General features: G+C 42.7%; 4 protein-coding genes and 1 pseudogene. 2 read left to right on the top strand and 3 right to left on the bottom strand.

Annotated features, from left to right (window positions below):
* A pseudogene (locus IQ229_RS06470) lies at positions 1-266 on the bottom strand (tetratricopeptide repeat protein); the annotation flags it as partial.
* Between the two features lie 457 nt (positions 267-723).
* Positions 724-2,004: a 3-phosphoshikimate 1-carboxyvinyltransferase gene (aroA, locus tag IQ229_RS06465; RefSeq protein WP_194042295.1), complete on the bottom strand. Its 1,281-nt coding sequence runs from the start codon at positions 2,002-2,004 to the stop codon at positions 724-726.
* A 194-nt stretch (positions 2,005-2,198) separates the two neighbouring features.
* On the opposite strand from aroA, the gene obgE reads away from it, so the two are divergent.
* On the top strand, positions 2,199-3,227 hold the full coding sequence (obgE, locus tag IQ229_RS06460; protein WP_194042293.1) for a GTPase ObgE: 1,029 nt from the start codon (positions 2,199-2,201) through the stop codon (positions 3,225-3,227).
* A gap of 156 nt (positions 3,228-3,383) precedes the next feature.
* On the opposite strand, the gene IQ229_RS06455 is transcribed toward obgE, so the two are convergent.
* Positions 3,384-6,500 carry a PAS domain S-box protein gene (locus tag IQ229_RS06455; RefSeq protein WP_194042291.1) on the bottom strand — a complete coding sequence of 1,039 codons (3,117 nt, stop codon included), beginning with the start codon at positions 6,498-6,500 and terminating at the stop codon, positions 3,384-3,386.
* Positions 6,501-7,016: 516 nt separating this feature from the next.
* Here IQ229_RS06455 and IQ229_RS06450 point away from each other — a divergent pair.
* A complete protein-coding gene (locus IQ229_RS06450) occupies positions 7,017-7,277 on the top strand; it encodes a hypothetical protein (RefSeq protein ID WP_194042289.1) in 261 nt (86 codons plus the stop codon).
* Positions 7,278-7,407 lie beyond the last annotated feature (130 nt).

Below are 7,407 nucleotides of genomic sequence, written 5' to 3'. Positions count from 1 at the left end.
GTAATAAAATCAGCTAAACGTTCTTTGACAACTTCCTCACCCAACTTCCCTTTGAGATAGCTAAGAAAAACATCACGCACTGGTAAAACACGCTTATATTTTTCAGCCATCTGCCAGCAAAATTCCCGTAGTGCCTTTAATCTCTCTCCAGAAATTATAGCTAATTCACTATATTGACCTTCTGTTTCACAATGAAGCAGACAACCAGATGCTAACCTTTTAATAAAATCAGACTGTAGCGATCGCAGTAGTGTAATCCAGTCCATTGATATTTCTGCGAATCTTTTGATGAGATTATTCTATTAAAATATCTAGTTGGCGTAAACCTTTTAATTAGCTTGGGTGATATTCCCAAAAATTGGTTACTATTTTGTAACAATTATTCATTTAAATTAATATATGACAATGGGCTGATGATACTTGCCGTTGGACATTGGCGTAATTTACATTAGTTTTGAAACTGCGGCCATGTTTGATTATGCCAGAGTTTTGAAAAGTTGGGAGAGTGCGATCGCTGGGAATAATACATGAAATATTAATTAGCTAACCACCAAGATCGCAAATGACCCAAAATCAAAACCCCAAGCCTTTCACCGACTCCAGTCCCCCCTCCTCGCTTGCGGGGAGGGGGTTAGGGGTAGGGTTCTTATACCTTATTCAACCGAGAACCGCTATATTATTTGTCGTTTTAACTAAATTATTATCCTTTAGCGAAAATAGCTTTTATTGTTCGAGCATTTGGAAGAATCGGGTAAAGTAATCTGGAAAAGTCTTCGCTGTGCAACCAGGATCTTTAATTACAATCCCTGGAACCTTCAAGCCAGTGACAGCAAAAGCCATCGCCATTCGATGATCGTGATAGGTTTCAATCGCTGCTGGGGTAATGGGGCCAGGCTCAATTTTCAGTCTATCTGCGAATTCTTCAACTTGAACTCCTAGCCGACGTAACTCTGTAACAACAGCTTTAATTCGGTCAGTTTCCTTATATCGAATATGTTCCACGTTCCGAATGGTAATCGGTGAACTAGCAAAGGGTGCGATCGCTCCTAATGTTTGCACTAGATCCGATATATCATTCATATCAATGTCGATGCCTTGCAATTGCTTCGGCCCCGTCACTTCGGTGTAATCATCCGCATCCTTAATTTGGCAACCCATTTGTTCTAAAACATTCAGCCAAAGAATATCACCCTGACAAGATTGTTTGGTCAAATGTTTTACCCGCACCCGTCCACCCGTGACAGCGGCGGCGGCAAAAAAGTAAGAAGCATTTGACGCATCGGGTTCTACTGTGTAATGTCGAGCTTGATAACGTTGACCTGCTTTAATCTGAAACTTATTATCGCCAATTTGAATCACCTCCACGCCAAAATCTGCCATCAGACGACAGGTCATTTTGACGTAAGACTGAGAAACCAGCGTACCTTCAACCTCAACAATTGTGTCTTGTTGAGCATAAGGCGCAATCATCAGTAATGCCGAAAGTTGCTGACTTGTTTGGTTCGCTTTCACCCGAAAATTTCCGCCAGCGAATCCCTGGCTATAGACGGTGTAGGGCATAAACCCTGAGTTTCCTTCAAAGTTAATGGTTGCTCCACCCGTTTGCAGCACCGTCAACAAGTCGCCCATCGGTCGTTCTCGCATCCGGGGAACCCCATCTAGGCGATATTCGCCATTTCCCAGTGCTACCAGCGCCGAAATAAACCGTGCTGCTGTACCTGCCAAACCCACAAATAAATCTGCCTGTTTAGCTGGAATTTCGCCTCCCCTTCCCGCCACTTGAATTTGTGCCAGTTGAGGATTCAAAGTAATGGGAATGCCCAATTGCTCTACGCATTTAGCAAAATACTCGCTGTCTTCACTAAATAAGGCATTTTCTAAAATGGAGTCACCTTGCGCCAAAGCTGCGACAAGCAACGCCCGATTGGTAAGACTTTTAGAACCAGGAATTTCTACCGTGGCATCCACTGGCCGATCTAGAGCAGGAATTGCAATGGTATCCACTTTAAACCTCTACGTAGGCGGTTAGCTACAACTTTATAATATTCCCATATCTTGAGCAAAAGGAGCAGGGGAAGAGGGAGTGTGAGTTACAAGTAAAGTAGTGAGAAATGAGATTTTAAAACTTATAATTTATAACTCGCCTATAACTCAGCAATGGCTCAAAGCCAGCTATCCGCTAACAGGACTCTAGAAAGATGCAATTTATCGATCAAGCAAAAATTGAAGTTGAAGCTGGTAAAGGCGGCGATGGTATTGTCGCTTTCCGGCGAGAGAAATACGTGCCGACTGGCGGCCCCTCTGGTGGTAATGGGGGACGAGGTGGTTCGGTATTTTTCGTTGCCGAAGAAAACCTACAAACTTTGTTGGACTTCAGATACAACCATCGCTTTCAGGCAGAAAAGGGTACTCGTGGCGGGCCAAATAACTGCACTGGGGCAGCAGGAAAGGATTTAATTATCGAAGTTCCCTGCGGTACAACCATTTATGATGCTGAAACTGGCGAATTGCTGGGAGATTTAATTGAACCTAAGCAGACTTTGCGAATTGCCCAAGGTGGTAAAGGCGGACTGGGAAATCAGCATTTCTTGAGCAACCGTAACCGCGCCCCAGAATATGCCCTCCCAGGATTACCAGGAGAAATAAAGCAGCTGCGCCTAGAGTTGAAACTTTTGGCAGAAGTGGGGATTATTGGCTTACCAAATGCTGGTAAATCCACTTTAATTTCATCTTTATCTGCTGCACGTCCGAAAATCGCAGACTACCCCTTCACTACCCTCATCCCAAATTTGGGTGTAGTGCGGAAACCTACAGGTGATGGTACTGTTTTCGCCGACATTCCCGGACTAATTGAGGGCGCGTCTCAAGGTGCAGGACTGGGACACGATTTCTTACGCCATATTGAGCGCACGCGAGTGTTACTTCACTTAATTGATGCCACTAGTGATGATGTGGTTAGAGACTACAACACAATTAAGGAAGAATTACAAGCTTATGGACGGGGTTTAGCAGAACGCCCGCAAATTTTGGCGCTGAATAAAATTGATGCAGTCGATCGCGAAACTGTCGATTTGGAGGCGTTAGCCACCCAGCTGAATCATCTCTCCTACGCCCCGGTTTTTGTGATTTCAGCAGTTACTCGCACCGGGTTAGAGCCGATGTTACAAGAAATCTGGAGAATTCTCGACCAAATGAAGGTTCCTGAAGAAGTGGAGGCATTTAGATAATTTGTAATTTGTAATTCGTAATTCGTAATTACTACTTTTAGAGGGAAAGTAGCTATTGGCAGCAGAAATGCTTTTTTTTACTCACGGGATCGAGTTTTTAAAATTACGAATTACGTAGCTTACTTCTCGCCATAGGCGAGTATTATCAATTACGAATTATGTTGATGTACTCTGGATCAGGGGAATTTTAATCACAAACTCAGCGCCTTGTCCTAGCTGCGAAAAACATTCTAAGGAACCGCCATGTCTTTCTGTAATGATTTGGTAGCTAATGGCAAGACCCATTCCTGTACCTTGACCGATGGGCTTGGTGGTAAAGAAGGGATCAAATAGTTGTTTTTTAACATCTTCTGGTATTCCCAATCCAGTGTCGCTAATCTTAATTGTTACCTGATTTGGCTCCTGTAGTTTGGTGCGAATGCAAATTATCGGAGAAGTCATTAGTCCTTTGTAATTTGTCCTTTGTTTAGAGTTGTTTCCTAATGACATAGGCGCTTCGCCTTCCCGCAGGGTATGACAAATGACAAATGACTCTTCAAGTGCATCGATCGCATTTGACAAAATATTCATGAATACTTGATTTAGCTGCCCAGCGTAACATTCAACCAGCGGTAGTTTGCCGTATTCTTTGATTATTTCAATTGTCGGGCGTTGGTCATTATCCTTGAGGCGACTTTGCAAAATCATCAGAGTACTGTCGATTCCCTCATGAATATCAACAGCTTTCATTTCAGCTTCATCCAAGCGTGAAAACGTTCGCAGGGAAAGCACAATCTCACGAATCCGGTCTGCCCCAACTTTCATTGAATTGATTATTTGTGGTAAATCTGATTTCAAAAAATCTAGTTCGATTTGGTCTGCAAAATCCTGAATTTCTAGCACAGGTTCGGGATAATTATTTTGGTAAAGTTGCAACAGTGAAAGTAAATCTTGGGTGTATTCCTTGGCAGGAGTGAGGTTGCCATAGATAAAATTGACTGGGTTGTTGATTTCGTGTGCCACTCCTGCAACTAGTTGACCCAAACTGGACATCTTTTCAGTTTGAATTAAGTGAGTTTGGGTGTTTTGAAGTTCGCAAAGTGCAACTTTAAGTTCTTGGGCTTGTTGTCTGAGTTGCGCTTCCGACTTTAGCAGGGCTTCCTTGGCTTGTTTGCGTTCTGTGATGTCTCTAACAACAGCTACCCGACAGAAAGGCTCTCCTGTTTCAGGATGTTTAACCATAAACAGGCTGCAATCAGTAGGAATTTCTATGCCCGTTTGAAAATGCCGATGGCGAAACTCGCCTTGCCAGAAACCATGTTGAGACATTAAAGGAATAATTTGTTGCTGAAACTCTGCAAAAGCTTCTGGTGAATAAAAATCAACCAAGAATTTGGTTTTGGCTGCTTCCAGGCTACTAAGTCCCACCATTTTGAGTCCGGCGGGGTTCACATAGAGAACTTGCCCTTCCATTGAAGCAATGCCAATAAAGTCGCTGCTGTTTTCAATCAATGCTACAAATTTTTGCTGTTCCTCTTCAGCTCGTTTGCGTTCTGTGATATCTAACACCATTGAGGCAACGCCAATCACCTGACCATCAGGAGCCACTAATGGGTTGTTATACCACTCACAGACCATCGTCCTACCATCTTTAGTGACGTTCTCGTTAACACTAAAACCTCCTCCACGTTGTGTTAACAGGGCAGTGATAATTTCATTTACTTGTTTTTTGATGTTTTCAGGTATTACGATATCAAAATGTTTCCCCAGCATTTCCTCTGCGGTGTACCCAAAGATTCTTTCTGCTGCCCGATTCCATGTCTGAACCTCAAAGTTGGTATTCCATTCAATAATGGCTAAAGGTGTTTGTTCAATCAGCAACGCCAGTCTTTGCTTTGAAGCCCTGAGTTCTGCCTCTGCTTGCTTGTATTCAGTAATGTCGCGATAATACCAAATCCTACCGTAATAGTCTTCTACAAGTGATGTCCGATCGCAAGCCCCTAGCTGTTTACGCACGGGTGCAGAATAACGCTCAAAAATCTTTCCAGACTTGAGGAAAATTTCATCACGGCTGCTTTCTTCTGGATGCTGGTAAAGATACTCCACCTTAGCTACAAACTCGTCTGGATTTACTAGTTGGTTTAGTACCCATTCCACGAGTTGGCGATCGCTCCCTGCTTGGAGCAGTGCCGCAGGAATTTGCCATAATTGAGAGAATTTCTGATTAAATGATGTAACTGTAAGATTTTCATCTACAATTAGAATCCCATAGATGGAAGCTTCTTGTTGAGCTTGGAGTACAGCATTAATACGGTGTAGGTCTTTCTCTGCTTGCTGGCGTAAGCGAAGCTCGTCGTAGACATCGCGCAGTGCAGCTTGCTGTTCGCTGATGTCGCCAAGCAACCAACGCCAGCCGACCTGCTGACCCTGTGCATACATCGCAACCATTTTGATCCGAGCCGGAAAGGCTGTACCTCTTCGTGGCTGTAGATCGATTTCCCAATCCTGCACTTGCTGCAAACTTGCCAGTTGGTTCATGAAGGTTTGGCGGCCTGATTCAGCAATAAACAGGATGAATGGTTTACCTACCAGAAATTTTTGTCTCACAGATAGTAAGGCTGCGGCTACATAGTTAGCCTCTTTGATGATGCCGGCTACATCAGTCACCAAGTAAGCATCTGGGGCGAGATCGAACAAATCCTGGTAACGCTGATGCTCTAATTCAGCCGTTTCACGAGCGATCGCTAATTCTTTGTTTTGTTGGCGCAGTTCTTCTTCAACTACTTGGAGTTCTTCTAGGGTTTCCCGAAGTGCCTCGCAGGTTTTCATAAGATCGGTAGTATCAGCAACTCTGCCAGCCACACTCAGAACTTTCCCCGCTTCATTCTGTAAAATGATGTCTCTAATACTACCTACCAAAAATTTATTACCAGTCTCATCCTCAAAGCAAGACTTTTTTGTAGAGATGAGATGGGTTATACCCTGAGCATCAGTAAAAATATCCTGGTTCTCATTAGTAATATTTGTGGTGAAAACTAATTCATCTTTTTCCCGCAACACATCAGCTTCTGCTTGCAGAAAAAAATCATAGTCTGACTTACCAATTAATTCTTCTCGGCTATGACCGACAAAATCACAGTAGCGATCGTTAACTAATACCCAGCGATGTTGACGGTCTTTGACAAAAATTGGGTCAGATATACTGTTGAGCGTCTGATGCAGAAATGCCAAGGAGAAGTTTTGCTGCGTATTTTGTTTTGCCGCGTGGTTATCTAAGAAACTAGGATGGTTCATACCTGAATTTATCTCTAAAGTTTAGCTAAACAGCTTTTGTTTAGTTCCCTGTGTGTCAGCATGAGCAGTAATTTATTATTCCCAGAGTCACTACAGACGCAACAAGGAATTGGGGATTGAGAGGATTGTCTTCTCTGCGGGAACAAAGAGATTAGGTTAGGTTCGGCGATGCCTGCGGCGAGCTACGCCAACGCATTTATCAAATGTGGCGCGGCTTTTTTGAATAGCATAATTGATACGAAACCTTAAAAGCTTTACTTGCTAGTAAAAAAATGTGTCCTTGCCAAGCTGAAAATGGGCAAGCAGCCTCCATCTGGCAAGACAATCAATGCATTCGGGAACTTCAAAAACTTCCAAATGGCAGTTTTAATGGTAAATTGAAGTATTAAGAAATAATTAAGTTTTGTTGACTCATCTATCCAAGAGTAGAAGTTAAGAAGCTTAAAAACGTATATTTTTTAAAATTGTAAACTCATTTAGATACTTCAGATTTGAAGTTTCAACAATCTTTTACTGATGCAACAAAAATTTCCACTGACGGTCGAGGAAAAACAAAAATTATTTCATACACAATTAGTCAAATTCGGTGTGGAATATGAAAAAGCAAGAAAAGCATCTGAGATTTTAGCGCTACAGAAGCCTGATGAAGCTTTGACACAAGAAGAGATACAGCTTACTAAAGAAGTTTGTAAAAAATGGTTAGCACAGCATAAACGTTTCAAAGGCTTGATGTCTTTGTTAGAGACAGACCCTAGTTTATTGAGAGACGAAGCGTGAGAGACTTTGGGTAAAGAGTCGAATGGCACGCTTGTAAAGGGAAAATCGTTGAGGCAGCAGGGGTGCAGAGGAGCAGAGGAGCAGGGGAGAAAGAAGAAGTTTTATGTATTGCGTTCGGATATTCAGAAAT

Source organism: Nostoc cf. edaphicum LEGE 07299 (genome assembly GCF_015207245.1).
Taxonomy (GTDB): domain Bacteria; phylum Cyanobacteriota; class Cyanobacteriia; order Cyanobacteriales; family Nostocaceae; genus Nostoc; species Nostoc edaphicum_B.
This window is presented reverse-complemented; position numbering and strand designations above follow the sequence as displayed.

Coding starts and splice junctions, on each gene's coding strand:
- IQ229_RS06455 (WP_194042291.1), bottom strand. CDS start 6,500: ATGAACCATCCTAGTTTCTTAGATAACCACGCGGCAAAACAAAATACG.
- IQ229_RS06450 (WP_194042289.1), top strand. CDS start 7,017: ATGCAACAAAAATTTCCACTGACGGTCGAGGAAAAACAAAAATTATTT.
- obgE (WP_194042293.1), top strand. CDS start 2,199: ATGCAATTTATCGATCAAGCAAAAATTGAAGTTGAAGCTGGTAAAGGC.